This window comes from Caulobacter sp. CCG-8 (assembly GCF_037402475.1).
GTDB lineage: Bacteria > Pseudomonadota > Alphaproteobacteria > Caulobacterales > Caulobacteraceae > Caulobacter.
This window is the reverse complement of record NZ_JBBEUD010000004.1, coordinates 213761-230589: the sequence shown is the minus strand read 5'-3', so window position 1 is coordinate 230589 and position 16829 is coordinate 213761. Positions and strand designations below refer to the sequence as shown.

16 protein-coding genes are annotated in these 16829 nt (G+C 70.1%); 12 read left to right on the top strand and 4 right to left on the bottom strand.

From position 1 onward, the window contains the following. Positions 1-78 precede the first annotated feature (78 nt). Positions 79-1017, top strand: coding sequence for a type II CAAX endopeptidase family protein (locus tag WAE60_RS05400; protein ID WP_029909348.1), 939 nt, complete (start codon positions 79-81; stop codon positions 1015-1017). A 30-nt stretch (positions 1018-1047) separates the two neighbouring features. Here the strand turns inward: WAE60_RS05400 and WAE60_RS05395 are convergent, their stop codons facing one another. Continuing rightward, the gene (locus WAE60_RS05395; RefSeq protein ID WP_337685325.1) at positions 1048-2439 is read right to left on the bottom strand and encodes a pseudouridine synthase; all 1392 of its coding nucleotides are present in this window, start codon (positions 2437-2439) and stop codon (positions 1048-1050) included. Positions 2440-2488: 49 nt separating this feature from the next. Here WAE60_RS05395 and WAE60_RS05390 point away from each other — a divergent pair, with 49 nt between their 5' ends. Continuing rightward, positions 2489-2986, top strand: coding sequence for a nucleoside deaminase (locus WAE60_RS05390; protein WP_337685324.1), 498 nt, complete (start codon positions 2489-2491; stop codon positions 2984-2986). On the opposite strand, the gene WAE60_RS05385 is transcribed toward WAE60_RS05390, so the two are convergent. Continuing rightward, on the bottom strand, positions 2983-3390 hold the full coding sequence (locus WAE60_RS05385; protein ID WP_029909341.1) for a hypothetical protein: 408 nt from the start codon (positions 3388-3390) through the stop codon (positions 2983-2985). The two genes, WAE60_RS05390 and WAE60_RS05385, sit on opposite strands and share 4 nt — an antisense overlap. Before the next feature lie 128 nt (positions 3391-3518). Between WAE60_RS05385 and pseB the strand changes: the two genes are divergently transcribed. Then, positions 3519-4553 (top strand): UDP-N-acetylglucosamine 4,6-dehydratase (inverting), encoded by a 1035-nt coding sequence (gene pseB, locus WAE60_RS05380; protein ID WP_337685323.1) that lies wholly within the window; start codon positions 3519-3521, stop codon positions 4551-4553. Next, positions 4553-5734, top strand: a complete 1182-nt coding sequence (gene pseC, locus WAE60_RS05375; protein WP_337685322.1) for a UDP-4-amino-4,6-dideoxy-N-acetyl-beta-L-altrosamine transaminase — start codon at positions 4553-4555, stop codon at positions 5732-5734. Before pseB ends, pseC begins: the two co-directional genes overlap by 1 nt. Positions 5735-5950: 216 nt before the next feature. Here pseC and WAE60_RS05370 read toward each other — a convergent pair whose 3' ends face one another. After that, entirely contained in the window at positions 5951-7672 is a 1722-nt protein-coding gene (locus WAE60_RS05370) for a hypothetical protein (protein ID WP_337685321.1), read from the bottom strand. 203 nt (positions 7673-7875) lie between these two features. Between WAE60_RS05370 and WAE60_RS05365 the strand changes: the two genes are divergently transcribed. The 5 genes from WAE60_RS05365 (at position 7876) to WAE60_RS05345 (ending at position 11447) form a co-directional block, all read left to right on the top strand. Continuing rightward, positions 7876-8586: a response regulator transcription factor gene (locus WAE60_RS05365; protein WP_029909332.1), complete on the top strand. Its 711-nt coding sequence runs from the start codon at positions 7876-7878 to the stop codon at positions 8584-8586. 7 nt (positions 8587-8593) lie between these two features. Then, on the top strand, positions 8594-10258 hold the full coding sequence (locus tag WAE60_RS05360) for an ATP-binding protein (RefSeq protein WP_337685320.1): 1665 nt from the start codon (positions 8594-8596) through the stop codon (positions 10256-10258). After that, positions 10255-10689: a serine kinase gene (locus tag WAE60_RS05355; protein WP_029909329.1), complete on the top strand. Its 435-nt coding sequence runs from the start codon at positions 10255-10257 to the stop codon at positions 10687-10689. Before WAE60_RS05360 ends, WAE60_RS05355 begins: the two co-directional genes overlap by 4 nt. 75 nt (positions 10690-10764) lie before the next feature. Then, complete coding sequence (locus WAE60_RS05350; RefSeq protein WP_029909326.1) at positions 10765-11172, top strand: PTS sugar transporter subunit IIA; 408 nt, start codon at positions 10765-10767, stop codon at positions 11170-11172. After that, positions 11169-11447: an HPr family phosphocarrier protein gene (locus tag WAE60_RS05345; RefSeq protein WP_029909325.1), complete on the top strand. Its 279-nt coding sequence runs from the start codon at positions 11169-11171 to the stop codon at positions 11445-11447. The genes WAE60_RS05350 and WAE60_RS05345 overlap by 4 nt, the downstream gene beginning before the upstream one ends. 140 nt (positions 11448-11587) lie before the next feature. On the opposite strand, the gene bioB is transcribed toward WAE60_RS05345, so the two are convergent. Then, on the bottom strand, positions 11588-12598 hold the full coding sequence (bioB, locus tag WAE60_RS05340) for a biotin synthase BioB (RefSeq protein WP_337685319.1): 1011 nt from the start codon (positions 12596-12598) through the stop codon (positions 11588-11590). A gap of 108 nt (positions 12599-12706) precedes the next feature. On the opposite strand from bioB, the gene WAE60_RS05335 reads away from it, so the two are divergent. From WAE60_RS05335 to ahcY, 3 genes are all read left to right on the top strand, one after another. After that, a complete protein-coding gene (locus WAE60_RS05335) occupies positions 12707-14239 on the top strand; it encodes a CHAD domain-containing protein (protein ID WP_337685318.1) in 1533 nt (510 codons plus the stop codon). A 26-nt stretch (positions 14240-14265) separates the two neighbouring features. Then, the gene (locus WAE60_RS05330; RefSeq protein ID WP_337685317.1) at positions 14266-15303 is read left to right on the top strand and encodes a DUF1176 domain-containing protein; all 1038 of its coding nucleotides are present in this window, start codon (positions 14266-14268) and stop codon (positions 15301-15303) included. A gap of 114 nt (positions 15304-15417) precedes the next feature. Then, positions 15418-16809 (top strand): adenosylhomocysteinase, encoded by a 1392-nt coding sequence (gene ahcY, locus WAE60_RS05325; RefSeq protein ID WP_029909318.1) that lies wholly within the window; start codon positions 15418-15420, stop codon positions 16807-16809. Positions 16810-16829: the final 20 nt, after the last annotated feature.

The following is a 16829-nucleotide window of genomic DNA, read 5'->3' as shown; positions in this document are numbered from 1 at the left end:
GCAAGTCGCGTGTCGCGCCGCTTGCGTCGCGGGCGGCGAACGCCTAGCGATGATCCACAACCGGATCCAAGGACCGTGGTGCTAGCAGAGCTTCGACAGTCGCCGTTCCTGGACGATCTGACGCCCGCCGACCGGCGCGTCGTTCCGCTCCTGCTGACCGTGCCCATCGGCGTGATCGCGGCCCTGCTGGCGGCGGTGATCGCGGGCCTCGTCGTGTTCGTCGCCTTCGCGATCGTCGGCGGGGGCGTGGAGTCGGTCGAGCGCCTGATGGAGATGATCGGGCGCGGCGAGGCGCCGACCGGCCTGACCGAGGTGGCCTTCGTGCTGGGCCTGCTGGCCGTCGTGAACGGCGCCATGGCCCTGGCCTTCGTGGGCGCGGCGGCCCTGCTGCATCGCCGCCGGCTGCGGACGTACTTCACCGCCGCCCCCCGCTTCCGCTGGCGGCTGCTGCTGCTGGGCCTGGGCCTGTTCGCGGTGACGATCGGGCCGCTGCTGCTGGCCTCGGCGGCCCTGGACCCCAAGGCCCCGGGCGCGCCGATCCTGGCGATCGGCCCGGACCTGGGCGTCCGGCTGACCTATCTGGCCCTGGTCGTCGTCCTGCTGCTGATCGCCGCGGCCGCCGAGGAGCTGGTCTTCCGGGGCTGGCTGATCAAGATCGTCGGAGCCTGGTTCCCCGACCCCCGCGCCGTGCTGGTGCTGAGCGGCCTGCTGTTCTCGGCCATCCACTTCGATCCCAATCTCGACGCCTTCCTGGTGCGGTTGGCGATGGGGGTGGGCCTGGCCTGGATGACCCTGCGGCTGGGCGGGATCGAGTTCGCCATCGGGGCCCATGCGGCCAACAACATCGTCATCCTGCTGTTCGTCCAGCCGATGGCGCTGAAGCCCGACCCGCCGCACGGCTTCCCGCCCGAGACCCTGGTCATCGCCCCGCTGATGCTGGCCGGCTATGTCGCCCTGGCCGAGATCGCCGCGCGGTGGGCCCCGCTGCGCCGCTGGACGCGCTTCGCGGCCACCTAGGGCGGCCACCTAGGGCGGCGATCTGACCGATCAGCGCTTGCCGCGCGGCGCGCCGGGCTTGCCGGCCGGACGCGCCCCACCCGGCTTTCCGCCGCGACCCGCGCCCTGCGGTTTGTAGCCCTCGGCCCGAAGCGCGCCGGGCTTGGGCTTGGCCGAGGCGGGACGGGCGTCCTTGCCCTGCGCCGCGCCGCGCTTGTCGGCGGCCTTTTCGGCCAGGGCCTTCTCGCGGATGCGCTTGTCGGCGGCCTCGCGCGGCGACAGGGCGCGGGGGCCGACGATCTTGGTCTCGATCGACTTCTTGCCCGGACGCGCGCCCGGCTTCCCCGGAGCCGTCTTTCCCGCAGCCGTCTTCCCGGCGCCCGGCTTGGCCGCGCCGGCCTTGTGGGCGATCACGGGCTTCTTCTTCGGCTTGGCCCAGCCCGGCTTGCGGACGAACTTCTCGTTCTCGGCCTTCTCCTCGGGCTGCAGGATGGAGACCTGGGTCATCTTGCCCACCCGGGGCACGCCGCGCCGCTGGACGTCGCCGCCGCCCGCCTGGCCCGGGGCCTTCAGCGGGTCGGCCACGCCGACGAACCGGGGCTTGTCGCCCTGCGGCATGTTCTCGGGCGGGATGATGCCTTCCAGCAGCTCGCGGATCACCCGGGGGCCGACCTCCTCGACCTGGCCCGGCAGCAGCGTGCCCAGGGCGAACGGGCCGTAGGACAGGCGGATCAGGCGGTTGACCTTCAGGCCGATGGCCTCGAGCACCTTGCGGACCTCGCGGTTCTTGCCTTCGCTGAGCGAGACGGTGATCCAGAGGTTCCGGCCGCCGGCCTTGTCCTGGGCCTTGTCCAGCCGCGCCTCGATGGCGCCGTAGCGCACGCCTTCGATGGTGATGCCGTCCTTCAGCCGGTCCAGCTTCTCCTGGGTGGTCACGCCGAACGCGCGCACCCGGTAGCGGCGCTGCCAGGCGTTCTGCGGCATCTCCAGGGCGCGCGACAGCTCGCCGTCGTTGGTCAGCAGCAGCAGGCCTTCGGAATTGAGGTCCAGGCGCCCCACCGAGATGACGCGCGGCAGGTCGCGCGGCAGGGCCTGGAACACCGTCGGCCGGTTCTTGGGATCGTTGTGCGAGGTCAGCAGGCCGGTGGGCTTGTGATAGCGGAAGATGCGCGTCGGCTCGGGCTCGTCGATCATCTTGCCGTTGACGGTCAGGATGTCGCCGGGGCGGACCTTGACGGCGGGGGTGTTCAGCACGGTCCCGTTCAGGGCCACCTTGCCGGCCTCGATCAGCCGCTCCACCTCGCGCCGCGAGGCCACGCCCGAGCGGGCCAGCATCTTGGCGACGCGCTCGCCCTCGCCGCCTTCGCCGTCGAGACCGAACTCGTGGTCGTCTTGACCCAGAAGGGCGTTGTCATGCAGGTGGGGCTGGTATTTCTCGGTCATGGCGTCGTCCTTCAAGGGCAGGGCGCATCTCACGATGGGCGGTTTTCTAATGCGCACCGATCCCCCCCAGGATCAAGACGCCGGGGATTTGGGGGCCATGGCTCTCGCGCTCCAGGAGGCCCGCGCCGCCGCCGCCGCGGGCGAGACGCCGGTGGGGGCGGTGATCCTCGATCCGACGACCGGCGAGGTGATCGCCCGGGCCGGCAACGGTCCGATCGGCGCCCATGACCCCACGGCCCACGCCGAGATCGCGGCGATGCGGATCGCGGCGGCCAAGCTGGGCAACTACCGCCTGACCGACCTGACCCTGGTGGTGACGCTGGAGCCTTGCGCCATGTGCGCCGGGGCGATCAGCCACGCCCGCATCGGCCGGGTGGTGTTCGGGGCCGAGGACCCCAAGGGCGGGGCGGTGGTCCACGGCCCGAAATTCTTCGCCCAGCCCACCTGCCACTGGCGGCCGGACGTGACCGGCGGGGTGATGGCCCAGGAGAGCGCGGACCTGCTGCGGGGGTTCTTCAAGGCGCGGCGAAAGAAGTCGGCGCCCTAGTTCACCATCGCCGAACCGAGCAGCACCTTGCTGCCCTTGCGGCCCAGCACCTTGTCGGCGGCGTCCTGCATCTTGTCGCCCAGATAGTTCAGGTCCGGCGCCGCGCCGCGCGGCATGCCGGCGGTATAGGTCATCAGCACCTGGGCGAAGGCGGCGCGCAGGCGGGGCTCGGACTGCTGGGCGCGCTCCATCAGGGTCGCGTCCTTGGCCTCGATCCCGGCCTCAAGGGTCATGACGCCCCGGCGGCCGTCGCGGCGGATGGTCGTGGCCGTCAGCGGCTGGAGGGCGAAATAGGTCGGCGGCGCCTTCTTCTCCTCCTTGCCGTGACCGGCGAAGGCGGGCGGGGCGGCCAGGCTGGCGGTCGCCAGCAGCGACAGGACGGGAATGAGGAGGGCGCGGCGCATGGCCCCTTGTGACACGACGTGGTTGACGTCCTCTTTACGTCTGGCGGGGCACAAAGGGTCGTTAACCATGAATCGTCCCGAGCGCGGTCATCGCGTATAGCTCGCGGCGGGGGCGTAGGAGACTGAAATTGGGGCGCTTTTCACCGAAAAAGCTCGATCTGGACGGCAAGGTCATCCTGGTGACCGGCGGCACCGGGTCGTTCGGCCGCCGCTTCATCGAAACCGTGCTCAAGCGGGCGAACCCGCGGAAGGTGATCGTCTATTCCCGCGACGAATTGAAGCAGAGCGACATGCAGCTGGAGCTGCGCGAGCAGTTCGACGAGGCGACCTACGGCAAGATGCGCTTCTTCCTGGGCGACGTGCGCGACCGTGAGCGCCTGACCCTGGCCCTGCGCGGCGTCGACATCGTCATCCACGCCGCGGCCCTCAAGCAGGTGCCGGCCGCCGAATACAACCCCTCGGAATGCATCCACACCAACGTGCTGGGCGCCGAGAACGTGGTCTGGGCCAGCCTCAACAACGGCGTCAAGCAGGTGGTCGCCCTGTCGACCGACAAGGCCTGCAACCCGATCAACCTGTACGGCGCGACCAAGCTGGCCTCGGACAAGACCTTCGTGGCGGCCAACAACCTGTCGGGCGATATCGGCACCCGCTTCGCGGTGGTCCGCTACGGCAACGTCGTCGGCTCGCGCGGCAGCGTGGTGCCGCTCTACAAGCGCCTGCTGAGCCAGGGCGCGACCGAGCTGCCAGTCACCGACGCGCGCATGACCCGCTTCTGGATCACCCTGAACGAGGGCGTGGAGTTCGTGCTGTCGTCGCTGGAGATCATGCGCGGCGGCGAGATCTTCGTGCCCAAGATCCCGTCCATGACCATGCCCGACCTGGTCAAGGCCATGTCGCCGGCCGCCGGCGTGAAGATCATCGGCATCCGCCCCGGCGAGAAGCTGCACGAGATGATGATCAGCGCCGACGACGCCCGCGCCACCGTCGAGCTGGCCGACCGCTACGTGATCGAGCCGACCTTCGTGGAATATCCGCGCAAGGCCTTCCGGGGCGAGGCGGGGGCCAAGGACGTCGCCGAGGGCTTCAGCTACAGCAGCGACAGCAACGACGACTGGCTCAGCGAGGACGGCCTGAACGCCATGCTGGCCGAGAAGGCCTGATGAGCAGCCCGCCGTTCCTGCCGTACGGCCGTCAGACCATCGAGGACGATGACGTGGCGGCGGTCGCGGCGGCCCTGCGCGCCGACTTCCTGACCACCGGCCCGACCGTCGAGGCCTTCGAGACGGCCTTCAAGGCCAAGGTCGGGGCCGAGCACGCCATCGCCGTCGCGAACGGCACAGCGACCCTGCACCTGGCGATGATGGCCCTGGGGGTCGGCGCCAATGAAGGAAAGGGGGGCGACGTCTGCATCGCGCCGTCGGTCACCTTCCTGGCCACCGCCAACTGCGCCCGCTACGTGGGGGCCGAGGTGGTGTTCGCCGACGTCGATCCCGACAGCGGCCTGATGACGCCCGACACCCTGGCCGAGGCCCTGAAGCGCGCCGAAGGTCGCCGGGTCCGCGCCGTGCTTCCGGTGCACCTGCGCGGCGACGTCTGCGACCTGCCGGCCCTGCGCGACCTGGCCGCCTCGGCTGGCGCGACCCTGGTCGAGGACGCGCCCCACGCCCTGGGCTCGGTCGGGACCTTCGACGGCGCGGCCCATCCGGTCGGCGACGGCGCCTATTCCAGCTTCGCCAGCTTCTCGTTCCATCCGGTCAAGACCCTGGCCACGGGCGAGGGCGGCATGCTGACCACCAACGACGCGGCCCTGGCGGCCCGGGCCCGCAGCCTGCGCGGCCACGGCATGCAACGGCCGGCCGGCGCCGAGCCCTGGTGGTACGAGATGCCCGAGCTGGGCTTCAACTACCGCATTCCCGACGTGCTGTGCGCCCTGGGGATCTCGCAGCTGGCCAAGCTCGACCGCTTCGTCGCCCGGCGTCGGACCCTGACCGCGCTCTACGCCGACAAGCTGGCCGCCCTGGCTCCGACCGTGCGCCTGGCGGAGAGCCCAGCGTGGTCCGACCCGGCCCTGCACCTGCTGACCGTGCTGATCGATTTCGAAGCCCTGGGCACGACCCGGCTGGCGGTGGTCGAGGCCCTGAAGGCGCGCGGCGTCGGCAGCCAGGTCCACTACATCCCGGTGCACCGCCAGCCCTACTACCAGAGCCGCTACGGCGCCCTGGACCTGCCCGGCGCCGACGCCTGGTACGCGCGCTGCCTGACCCTGCCGCTCTATCCGACGATGGCGGACGGGGACGTGGATCGGGTGGTCGAGGCCTTAGCCAAATCCCTCTCTCTATGAGAGAGGGAGGGGCCCGCCGCCGCAGGCGGTGGGAGGGTGAGAGGTTTCACCGCCGGCCGGCAAATCCAGGGCCGTTGAGCGCGTTCGTACGGAGATCAGGCCTCCGCTGCCCTAGTCTGTCTTCGTCGGAACCTGATTCTGAAAGGGTGTAACCTCTCACCCTCCCATGGCTTCGCCATGGGCCCCTCCCTCTCTCAAAGAGAGAGGGCGAGATTGCTAAGCCGCCGCCTTCTGCTGAACCATGCCCTTGAGCAGGTCCATCGTCTCCGGCGAATTGGCCAGCTCCTCACGGGCTTCCGGGGCCCGGGCGAGCTTCATCACTTCGGTCTTGGCCCGGTCGGCGACGGGACCCGTGGGGCCGGCCTCGCCCATGGCCAGCTTGATCAGCACCGACATCTTCTGGGGCAGCGGGGCCGGGGCGCGGACCAGCATGGCGACCAGGCGCGCGTCGGCCTCGATCATGCCGCCCACCTCGCCCAGGCGGGCGCACAGGGGCTCGTAGTCCTCGACCACCAGGCCCGAGCGGACCAGGGCCTTCTGCAGGGCGGCCAGGGCGGCCAGCTTGGCGGCCGCCGAGTCCGGACCCTGGCGCAGCTCGCGCTCGAAGCGCAGGGCCAGGACGTTGGCCGACAGCCAGCGGGCCGCCGTGCGCTTGTTGACCGCGCCCATGACGTTCTCGGCCAGGCGGATCAGCATCTGCACCTCCTCGCGCGACGAGCGGTCGCGGCCGAGCAGGGATTCGATGAACTCGCCGTTCAGCAGGGTCTTGGACCGGGTGGTGAAGGCGCTGGTGATGTCTTCCGGCGGCAGGATGCGGCCGGCGGCGGCCGTCAGGCTCATGGCCAGGGCGCGGAGATATTCGATCTCCTGCTCGGCGTCGGCCGGCTTCAGGCGGCGCACGCCGTTCAGTTCCTTGAGCACCCGCTGGGCGATCGACATGCGCACGGCGGGGAATTCCTCGCCGCTCAGCCATTCGCACAGGCGCCGGGCCGTGCCCGACAGCTCGGGCATGCAGTTGCGCACGCCGGTCTCGACGCGGATCAGGGCCTCGACCTGCGCCCCGCCCGCCAGGCGGGTCATGGCGGCCAGTGTGGTCCCGAGGTCGGCCTCGCCGCCCTCCTTCTGGCCACCCAGGAGGTCGGCCATGCCGGCCTTGGAGCCGATGATCTCGGCCAGGGGCGTCTCGATGGCGGCCAGGGCGCCGGCGCGGGCCTTGGGCTCGCTGGGCGCGGCGTCGGCCAGGTCCAGCAGGCGGGCGATCTTCTCGGACCAGTTCTTGCCGGGCGCGATCGAGGCGGCGACGCCGGCGCCCAGCAGGAAGGCGCGGTCGGGATCGATGGCCAGGCGCTCGGCGGCGCGGGCGAAGCCTTCCTTGTCCAGGTCCGGCAGGTCGCCCTTCTTGAACGCCTTCATCAGGTTGGCGACGGTGCGCTCGACCAGGCCCTGGAAGGTGCGGATCAGTTCGTGGACCGACATGCCCCGGGCTTCGGCCTCGGGGATGGCGATCTTCTGCAGGGCGTGCTGCAGGTCGGTGCCGGAGGCTTCCAGCTTCTCGACCAGGTCGGGACGGTGCAGCAGCTCGAACGGCGTGGCGTTGTGGCGGTCCAGCCAGCCTTCCAGCAGCCGGCCGATGCGGTCGCGGGCGTGGGCGGTGTAGAGGTCGGACGGCTGGACGCAGAGGGGATCCAGGTCCTCCTGCTGCTTCTTGGGCTTGCCGCCGTCGACCTGGCCCTTGGTGAAGATGGCGATCGACTTGTATTCGCGCGTCTCGGGGTCGAGGGTTTCCTTGCTGACGCGCACGGCCACCGCACGGCCCTGCTCCAGAGCCTCCTCGGCGGTCTGAAGGGCGTGGGTCCGGATCTCGGTCGCCATGTCGAGCGTCCATTGCGCGCCGGGCTTGCGGCGCACGAACAGCTCGTAATGGACTTGGTCGCTCATAGGCAAAGGGCTCCCCGAGACTCCGTTATGGGATACAAGACCTTAAGGTGAGGTTGCCGCCGCGCGGGTTGTCGGGGCGCGCCGCATTCGCGCCACGCTGGAGCCGCAAAAGAACGGGAAAGCTTAGCCGCCCCGCGCGTTGTAGCGGGCGACGCCGGTCGATAGTATCGACAGGAAATCCGCGAAAGGACCCATAGGGCTCGATGGCCGATATTACTCTCATCGACGACGACGAGAACATCGTCGCCTCGGTTTCGCTGGCGCTGGAAAGCCATGGCCATGTCGTGAAGGCCTACTACGACGGCGCGTCCGGTCTCGACGCGGTCGAGAGCCAGGCCCCCGACCTGGTGATCCTGGACGTCAAGATGCCGCGCATGGACGGCATGGAAGTGCTGCGGCGCCTGCGCCAGACCACCGAGATCCCGGTGATCATGCTGACCTCCAAGGACGACGAGATCGACGAGATCCTCGGCTTCAACCTCGGGGCCGACGACTACATCCACAAGCCGTTCAGCCAGCGCCTGCTGCTGGAGCGGGTCAAGGCCGTGCTGCGCCGGGCCCGTCCGGACGAGGAGGACGCCGCCGGCGCCGCCCCGGGCGCGGCCAATTCCAAGATCATGAAGCGCGGCAAGCTGACGCTCGATTCCGCGCGCCACGACAGCCTGTGGGACGGCAAGCCGGTGCGCCTGACGGTCACCGAGTTCCTGCTGCTGCAGTCGCTGGCCCAGCGCCCGGGCTTCGTGAAGAGCCGCGACAACCTGATGGACGCCGCCTACGACGATCAGGTCTATGTCGACGACCGCACCATCGACAGCCACATCAAGCGCATGCGCAAGAAGTTCCGCCAGGTCGATCCGGAGTTCGATTCCATCGAAACCCTGTATGGCGTCGGCTACCGATATCGCGAATCCTGATCGCAAGATGGCCTCGGACAGCGGGCCTGAGGGCAAGCCGAAACGGCGCGTGACGTGGCCGAAATTCGCCTGGCCCAGGGGGTCGCGCCTGGGCCGGCTGATCATCGGCCTGAACCTGCTGGCCCTGGCGGTGCTGCTGGGCGGGGCGCTGGTGCTCAACGAGCTGCGCAGCGGCCTGATCAACACGCGCATCGACAGCCTGACCACCCAGGGCGAGCTGATCGCCAACGTCATCGACCTGGCCGCCACGGTCGGAGACCCCGAGCCGCGCCTGGCCCCCGACCAGGCCAGCGACATCCTGCAGAGCCTGTTCATCCCCCGCTCGCAGCGGGCGCGGCTGTTCGACGCCCAGGGCAACCAGCTGGCCGACAGCTACGTCGTCGCCGACCGGGTGGAGTCCAAGGTCCTGCCGCCGGCCCGCAAGCCCGGCCAGCCGGCCTTCGGCCTGCCGACCCGGGATACCGACACCAAGCCCGAGGTCGCCAAGGCCGCCCGCGAGGCCTTGGCCGCCGAGATCGCCCAGGCCAAGCTGGGCGAGCCCGTGGCCGGCACCCGCATCGACGAGATGGGCGAGCGGGTGGTGTCGGTCTCGATCCCCATCCAGCACGTGCGCGCGGTGCTGGGCGTGCTGACCCTGGAAGCCGGCGACATCGACCAGATCATCGCCGCCGAGCGCAAGGCCCTGCTGCCCTTCGCCCTGATCGCCATCGCCACCACCCTGATCTCGTCGTTCCTGCTCAACCGCCTGATCGCCCAGCCGGTGCTGCGCATGGCCAGCGCCGCCGACCGCGTGCGGCTGGACGGGGCCCGGGCCATCTCCCTGCCCGACATCTCCGACCGCAAGGACGAGCTGGGCGACCTGTCGCGGGCCCTGGAGGAGATGACCGATTCGATGTCGGAGCGGATGGACGCCATCGAGCGCTTCGCCGCCGACGTCGCCCACGAGATCAAGAATCCGCTGACCTCGATCCGCTCGGCGATCGAGACCCTGGACCTGGTGACCGACCCGGCCGCCCGGGCCCGGCTGCTGGCCATCCTGCAGCAGGACGTCACCCGCCTGGACCGCCTGGTCACCGACATCTCCAACGCCTCCCGGCTGGACGCGGAACTGTCGCGCGAGGCGCCGCGGGCCTTTGAGCTGAACCTGCTGCTGGCCGAGGTGATCCATCTCTACGAGGCCCAGCTGCGTCCGGGCGAGGCGCCGGGCAGCGTGCGGGTGACCTTCGACGCCAAGCGCGCGCCGCAGCACGCCCGGATCGTGGCGCGCGAGACCCCGATGGGCCAGGTGTTCCGCAACCTGATCGACAACGCCCGCTCGTTCAGCGCCGCCGACGGCGAGGTGCGGGTCACGCTCAGCCGCGATCCCGGCCTGCGCGACCAGCACAACCGGCTGATCGTCACGGTCGACGACGACGGCCCGGGGATTCCGCCCGACAATCTGGAGACCATCTTCGAGCGCTTCTACACCTCGCGGCCGAAGGGCAAGGCGTTCGGCGGCAATTCGGGCCTGGGCCTGTCGATCGCCCGCCAGATCGTCGAGGCGCACGGCGGGACCATGCGGGCCGAGAACCGCAAGGACGCCGAGGGCAAGGTGATCGGGGCCCGGTTCCGGGTCGACCTGCCCGAGGCCGGCGCCCACGGCCCCCACCATCACGGCGGCCCGCGCGAATGATCCGCCATGCCGGCCTGATCGCCCGCCGGATGGCGGGAACCTGGCGCGGCGCGCTGATCGAAGGTCCGTCGGGCGTCGGCAAGAGCGATCTGGCGCTGCGGGCCCTGGATCAGGGCTTCGTGCTGGTCGCCGATGACCGCACCCAGGTGTTCGTTTCGGGCGGCGGGCTCTACGGCCGCGCGCCGGAGGCGCTGGTCGGCCTGATCGAGGCGCGGGGCCTGGGCGTGCTGCCCCAGGCCAGCCGGCCCTTCTGCCGAATCGACCTCCTGGTGCGGTGCGTGGATCGGCCGCAGGCGGTAGAACGGCTGCCGGCCCCCATGTTCGAAGTCATCGAAGGCGTCTCCACGCGCGTTCTGGACCTGTGGCCTCTGGAACCCGGCGCCCCCGGGAAAATCAGACGGATGTTCGAGCATCTTGGAGTCGCCGACTAACAAGCGTATCAAGACGGCCCGCGCGGCGCCTCCCTGCCGCCACGGGTTATGGGGATCCCGTTTGAGAGATCAGGCATGATCGGGCTCGTGATAGTCACGCACGGGCGGCTGGCGGAGGAGTTCGTCTCCGCCATGGAGCATGTGGTCGGACCGCAGAGCGCGGTGAAGGCCATCTGCATCGGCCCGGAAGACGACATGGAGCGTCGCCGGTCGGACATTCTGAAGGCGTGCGCCGCCGTCGATCAGGACGGAGACGGCGTGATTCTGCTCACCGACATGTTCGGCGGCACGCCCTCGAACCTGGCTATCTCGGTGATGGAGCAGACCAAGGCCGAGGTCATCGCCGGTCTGAACCTGCCGATGCTGATCAAGCTGGCCAGCGTGCGCCAGCGCGAGAACCTGCAGGCCTGCGTCGCCCACGCCCAGGAGGCTGGACGGAAATATATCTCCGTGGCCTCCTACGTGCTGGCGGGAGAAAAATGAGTCGCATGGCGGCGCGCACGGTCGAGATCGTCAACGAGCGGGGGCTCCACGCCCGCGCTTCGGCCAAGTTCGTCAAGCTGGCCTCCGGCTTCGACGCCGAGGTGACGGTCGCCCGCGACGGCACCAGCGTCGACGCCCGCTCGATCATGGGCCTCATGATGCTGGCCGCCGGCATCGGCTCCACCATCGACATCGCCGCCGAGGGCCCCGAGGCCGAAGCGGCGCTCGACGCGCTGACGGAACTGGTCTCGAACCGGTTCGACGAGGAAAGATAGAAGTCGCTTTTCCCTCCCCCTCGTGGGGAGGGGGGACCAGCGAAGCTGGTGGGTGGGGCTTCGCCGCCACCCCTGAGTCATCAGACCCCACCCGACCCCTTCGGGGCCACCCTCCCCACAAGGGGGAGGGAAATCTGAATCTACTCCGCCGCCACCGCTTCCGGGGCCTTCGCGCCCATCGGGCGCAGGTCCAGGTCGTGGAACAGCTTGCTGTCGTCGTCCATGTTCGGCAGCGGGGTGGTCAGCAGCTTGCCGCCGACGAAGATCGAGTTGGCGCCGGCCAGGAAGCAGAGGGCCTGCAGCTCGCGGCCCATGTCGTCGCGGCCGGCCGACAGGCGGACCATCGATTTCGGGCAGACGATCCGGGCCACGGCGATGGTCCGCACGAACTCGATCGAATCGATGGCCTTGGCGCCGTCCTTCAGGATGGCGTCGCCCAGCGGCGTGCCGCTGACCGGCACCAGGCCGTTGATCGGCAGGCTGTCGGGATGGCTGGGCAGGGTGGCCAGCTGGTGCAGCAGGCTGGCCCGGTCGCGGCGCGTCTCGCCCATGCCGACGATGCCGCCGCAGCAGGTGCTCATGCCCGCGTCGCGGACATAGGCCAGGGTGTCCAGGCGTTCCTGGTAGGTGCGGGTCGACACCACGTCGCCGTAATATTCCGGGCCGGTGTCGAGGTTGTGGTTGTAGTAGTCGAGGCCGGCGTCCTTCAGCTGTTTCGCCTGTTCCGGCGTCAGCATGCCCAGGGTCGCGCAGGTCTCCAGGCCCAGGGCCTTCACCCCGCGGATCATGGCCGCCAGCTTGGGCAGGTCGCGGTCCTTCAGCTCGCGCCAGGCCGCGCCCATGCAGAAGCGCTGGGCCCCGCCCTCGCGGGCCTCGCGGGCCTTGGCGATCACGACGTCGGCGTCCATCAGCTTCTCGGCCTTCAGGCCGGTCTTGAAGTGGGCCGACTGGCTGCAATAGCCGCAGTTCTCGGCGCAGCCGCCGGTCTTGACCGACAGCAGCTGCGACAGCTGCACTTCCGACGGGTCGAACCAGGCCCGGTGCACGGTCGCGGCCTGGAACACCAGCTCCATGAACGGCAGGTCGAACAGGGCCTCGACCTGGTCGAGGGTCCAATCGTAACGGGGCTGGGCGGCGTTGATCTGGCTCATGGCGCGCAGGTTTGGACTCGGTCAAAGGGAATGGCAAGCACGTCCAACGTGCGCACCCCGTCACGGCCCGATGCAGCCAAACGCCGTCGGCCAAGTTATAATTGTCGCATGGATCACGAAATCGAGCTGAAGTTCCTGATCGCCCCGGAGTCTTCGAACGCGATCCTGGCCCGGCTTGAGGGGCGGGAGGCGGTTCGACAGCTCGACGCCACCTATTTCGACACCGTCGACCACGCCCTGCGCAAGGCGGGCTTCGGCCTGCGCATCCGCGACGGCGAGAACGGCCGCAAGCAGACCCTGAAATCGGCCTCGTCCGGCGGGGTGTTCGCCCGGGGCGAGTGGGAGAACGCGGTGGCCGGGCCCGAGCCCGACCGCGAGCTGCTGGCCAAGACCCCGGCCGCCCAGGTCATCAACGGCGACGCCCTGGCCCCGGTGTTCGCCACCAACGTCCGGCGCGTGACCCGGCTGGTCGAGCGCGACGGGGCGACCATCGAGGCGGCCCTGGACCAGGGCGAGCTGCTGGCCGACGACCGCCGCGCGGCGGTCAGCGAGCTGGAGCTGGAGCTGAAGGCCGGCGCGCCGCGCGTGCTGTTCGACCTGGCCCGCGACCTGGCCGCCCACGCGCCGCTGCGCCTGTCCCTGGTCAGCAAGGCCGAGCGCGGCTACGCCCTCGCCCTGGGCGAGCCGGAAGGCCCGCGCGCCGAGGCGTCCCTGAAGCCCGACGCGACCACGGGCGAGGCGCTGCAGGCCCTGGGCCGCGCGGCCCTGGACCGGCTGTGCGCCGCCGCCGAGGCCCTGCGCGCCCGTCCCGGTCCCGAGCGCGTGCATCGGCTGCGCGTGGCGGCCCGGCGGTTCCGCGCCCTGCTGTCCACCTTCAAGGCCCTGGCCGGCGATCCGGCCGCCCTCCACGTCAAGGCCGAGCTGAAATGGCTGGCCGACGCCCTGGGCGCGGCGCGCGGCCTGGACGTGTTCATCGCCGACGTCTGGCGCCCCGCCGTCGAGCGCCAGACGGCCCAGGAGCCGAGCGAGGACCCGGGCGAGGCCGTCCAGGACGAGGCCCGGGCCCTGGCGGCGTTCGGCAAGGCGCTGCTGGCCGCCCAGACGGAGGCCTACGCCAAGGCCGACTCGGCCGTGGACAGCGCCCGCTTCCGCGCCCTGGCCATCGACGCCGCCGCCTGGCTGGAGGCCGGCGCCTGGACCACCGACGCCCGGCTGAAGAAGCGTCGCGAGAAGCCCGCCGCCGCCTTCGCCGCCAAGGCGCTGGACAAGCGCCGCCGCCGCATCCGCAAGGACGGCCGCGACCTGATCTCCCTCAGCCCCGAGGACCGCCACCACCTGCGCATCCGAGGCAAGAAGCTGCGCTACGCCGTCGAGGACCTGGGCGGGCTGTTCCCCGACCATCCCAAGCGCCTGGCCGGCTTCGTCGAGGCGACCAAGGATCTGCAGGACGCCCTGGGCCTGCTGAACGACCTGGCCGGGCGCGAGGCCCTGGCCCGCGAGGTGGCCCTGTCGTGCGACGATCCCGAGGCCGCCTTCGCCGCCGGGCGGCTGACGGCGGGCGGCGCCGAGCACGAAGCCGAGCTGCTGGCCGACGCCCAGGGCGCCTATGTCAGCTTCGTCGAGGCCAAACGGTTCTGGTGATCGTTCCTCTTTATCGGAGGCGTCGCATGAAGATCGAAATCCCGGCCCTGGCCTTGGCCGCCCTGGCCCTGGTTCCCGTCGCGGCCCCCGTCGCGGCCCGCGCCGACGGCGTCGAGAGCTTCAAGGACTGGACGGTGGTCTGCGACAACCTGCGGGCCTGCACGGTCGTCGGCTTCGGGTCCGAGGAGGGCGAGCTGCCGGCCGTCCTGCGCCTGACCCGCGCCGCCGCCGCCGGCGCTCCGGCCAAGGTCGAGATCGATCAGGCCGACAGCGAGGCCGGCCTCGGCGGCAAGCCGCCCGTCCTGGCGGTCGACGGCAAGGTGGTGCTGACCGCGCGGTCCAAGCCCCTGAGCGAGGCCGGCGGCTTCACCGTCGTGCTCGACGACGCCCAGGTGGGACCGCTGCTGGGCGCGGCGCGCAACGGCGCGGTGCTGACGATCCGGGCCGGCGACAAGACGGTGGGCCAGGTGTCGCTGGCCGGCATGGTCGCGGCCCTACGCTACGCCGACGACCAGCAGAAGCGGGTCGGCACGGTGACGGCCATAGTCGCCAAGGGCGCGACCCCGGCTTCCGGCGTCCCCGCCCCGCCGCCCGTTCCGGTGCTGCGCGCCGCCCCGGCCGCCGCCCAGACCGGCTTGCCGTCCAAGCCGCCCGCGCCGGTCCAGGCCCTGCTGCGCAAGGCCGAATGCGACGTCGGGCCCGACTGGGAAAGCCAGAAGCCCCAGGCCTATCGCCTGTCGGCCGACCAGGTGCTGTGGCAGGTCCCGTGCAGCGGCGGGGCCTACAATTTCGACTCGTTGTTCGTGGTGGTCGACAAGGCGGGGAAGGCGGTCCTGGCGCCGCTGGAGGGCGTCGACGACGGGCTGGCCACCAACGCCGACTACGATCCCAAGACCCGCGTCCTGTCGTCCTACAGCAAGGGGCGCGGGGTCGGCGACTGCGGCAACTCCACCGCCTGGGTCTGGAGCGGCGAGGTCTTCGCCTTGTCCGAGGCGACGGTCATGCCGGTCTGCCGGGGCTACGGCTACGACTGGCCGACCGCGTTCCACGCCGAGGTGCGCTAGCGGCGGACGGTCTGTCGGCCCGGCATATAAAGAAATCCTTATGCCTTAATTGCGAGAAGGGCCCGGGCGCGGTATAGACCGCCCAAGACCATCCCCCGACCGCAGGAGCCGACCGTGGCCGACTACATCGTCAAGGACATCTCGCTCGCCGATTTCGGCCGCAAGGAACTCGCCATCGCCGAGACCGAAATGCCCGGCCTGATGGCCACCCGCGCCGAATACGGCCCGGCCCAGGTCCTGAAGGGCGCCCGCATCGCCGGCAGCCTGCACATGACCATCCAGACCGGCGTGCTGATCGAGACCCTGACGGCGCTGGGCGCCGAGGTCCGCTGGGCCTCGTGCAACATCTTCTCGACCCAGGACCACGCCGCGGCCGCCATCGCCGCCGCCGGCGTCCCGGTCTTCGCCTTCAAGGGCGAGAACCTGGTCGAGTACTGGGAATACGCCCACAAGATCTTCGAATGGCATGACGGCGGCTATCCGAACCTGATCCTCGACGACGGCGGCGACGCCACCCTGCTGTGCGTCCTGGGCCCGAAGGCCGAGAAGGATCCCTCGATCCTGAACAACCCGCAGAACGAGGAAGAAGAAGCGCTCTACACCGTGATGAAGCGCTACCTGGCCGAAAAGCCGGGCTTCTACTCGGCGATCCGCGATGCCATCGGCGGCGTGTCGGAAGAAACCACCACGGGTGTGCACCGCCTGTACCAGATGGCCGCTAAGGGCGAGCTGCCGTTCCCGGCCATCAACGTCAACGACAGCGTCACCAAGTCGAAGTTCGACAACCTGTACGGCTGCCGTGAATCGCTGGTCGACGCCATCCGTCGCGGCACCGACGTCATGCTGTCGGGCAAGGTCGCGGTGGTCTGCGGCTACGGCGACGTGGGCAAGGGCTCGGCCGCTTCGCTGCGCCAGGGCGGCGCCCGCGTGATCGTCACCGAAATCGACCCGATCTGCGCCCTGCAGGCGGCGATGGAAGGCTACGAGGTCCAGACCCTGGACGACGTCGCCGACAAGGCCGACATCTACGTGACGGCGACCGGCAACAAGGACGTCATCACCGTCGACCACATGCGCCGGATGAAGAACAACGCCATCGTCTGCAACATCGGCCACTTCGACTCGGAAATTCAGGTCGCCGGCCTGAAGAACTTCAAGTGGGACGAGATCAAGCCGCAGGTCCACCACGTGGAATTCCCGGACGGCAAGAAGATCATCCTGCTGTCGGAAGGCCGCCTGGTGAACCTGGGCAACGCCACGGGCCACCCCTCGTTCGTGATGTCGGCCTCGTTCACCAACCAGACCCTGGCCCAGATCGAACTGTGGACCAACAAGTCGGCCTACAAGAACGACGTCTACACCCTGCCCAAGCACCTCGACGAAAAGGTCGCCTTCCTCCACCTGGAGAAGCTGGGCGCCAAGCTGTCGGTGCTGAGCAAGGAACAGGCCGACTACATCGACGTGCCAGTGAAGGGTCCGTTCAAGCCGGGTCACTACCGCTACTAAGCCTGGCCTCACCGCCAAGC

Coding starts and splice junctions, on each gene's coding strand:
- WAE60_RS05345 (WP_029909325.1), top strand. CDS start 11,169: ATGAGTCGCATGGCGGCGCGCACGGTCGAGATCGTCAACGAGCGGGGG.
- WAE60_RS05350 (WP_029909326.1), top strand. CDS start 10,765: ATGATCGGGCTCGTGATAGTCACGCACGGGCGGCTGGCGGAGGAGTTC.
- WAE60_RS05355 (WP_029909329.1), top strand. CDS start 10,255: ATGATCCGCCATGCCGGCCTGATCGCCCGCCGGATGGCGGGAACCTGG.
- pseC (WP_337685322.1), top strand. CDS start 4,553: ATGAGCAGCCCGCCGTTCCTGCCGTACGGCCGTCAGACCATCGAGGAC.
- bioB (WP_337685319.1), bottom strand. CDS start 12,598: ATGAGCCAGATCAACGCCGCCCAGCCCCGTTACGATTGGACCCTCGAC.
- WAE60_RS05335 (WP_337685318.1), top strand. CDS start 12,707: ATGGATCACGAAATCGAGCTGAAGTTCCTGATCGCCCCGGAGTCTTCG.
- WAE60_RS05370 (WP_337685321.1), bottom strand. CDS start 7,672: ATGAGCGACCAAGTCCATTACGAGCTGTTCGTGCGCCGCAAGCCCGGC.
- WAE60_RS05390 (WP_337685324.1), top strand. CDS start 2,489: ATGCGCACCGATCCCCCCCAGGATCAAGACGCCGGGGATTTGGGGGCC.
- WAE60_RS05385 (WP_029909341.1), bottom strand. CDS start 3,390: ATGCGCCGCGCCCTCCTCATTCCCGTCCTGTCGCTGCTGGCGACCGCC.
- WAE60_RS05365 (WP_029909332.1), top strand. CDS start 7,876: ATGGCCGATATTACTCTCATCGACGACGACGAGAACATCGTCGCCTCG.
- WAE60_RS05360 (WP_337685320.1), top strand. CDS start 8,594: ATGGCCTCGGACAGCGGGCCTGAGGGCAAGCCGAAACGGCGCGTGACG.
- WAE60_RS05395 (WP_337685325.1), bottom strand. CDS start 2,439: ATGACCGAGAAATACCAGCCCCACCTGCATGACAACGCCCTTCTGGGT.
- WAE60_RS05330 (WP_337685317.1), top strand. CDS start 14,266: ATGAAGATCGAAATCCCGGCCCTGGCCTTGGCCGCCCTGGCCCTGGTT.